Source organism: Pseudomonas sp. 05T35 (assembly GCF_056396605.1).
On sequence record NZ_JBFTLU010000874.1, the window covers coordinates 1 to 627 of the forward strand.

Annotated in this window: 1 protein-coding gene; it reads right to left on the reverse strand. The window is 58.2% G+C overall.

Annotated elements, in window-relative coordinates; all coding sequences use genetic code 11:
• Nucleotides 1-5 precede the first annotated feature (5 nt).
• Nucleotides 6-627, reverse strand: a 622-nt coding sequence (locus tag AC1DH9_RS30410) for a tetratricopeptide repeat protein (RefSeq protein WP_477809488.1), incomplete at its 5' end; no start/stop codon positions are given.

Below are 627 nucleotides of genomic sequence, written 5' to 3' on the forward strand. Positions count from 1 at the left end.
AGAAATCAGCGACGTGATTGGTATTTCTCACAATACTGCCCCGCTATTTTTTGCGCTGCCGCCAGTTGGGATTTGGATAGTTTTTTAGCTACATGACTTCGATAATCTGCGGCTTTTGACTGGCCATTGGCAGCAGCAACAGAAAGCCAAACATACGCTTGGCTATTATCCTGAGCCACTCCGTTACCCTGGGAGTAGCGGACTCCGAGGTTGTTCTGGGCGGCTGCATCACCCTGCTCAGCGGCCTTGTGGAACCAGAAAGTTGCCTGCTGATCATCCTGCGCAACCCCTCGACCGGTGGCATAGCAGGCTCCGAGGTTGAACTGGCCGGTGGCATCACCCTGTTCGGCAGCCTTGCGGAACCAGAAAACCGCCTGCTGGTAGTCCTGCGGGACTCCCTGTCCGGAGGCATAACAAGCTCCGAGGTTGTCCTGGGCAGCGGCATAACCTTGTTCTGCGGCCTTGCGGTACCAGGAAACCGCCTGCTCGTAGTCCTTCACAACCCCTTGGCCGGTCTCGTAGCGGACGCCGAGGTCGCCCTGGGCAGCGGCATTACCTTGCTCAGCGGCCTTGCGGAACCAGAAAACCGCCTGCTCGTAGTCCTTCATGACCCCTCCGCCGTAGGCG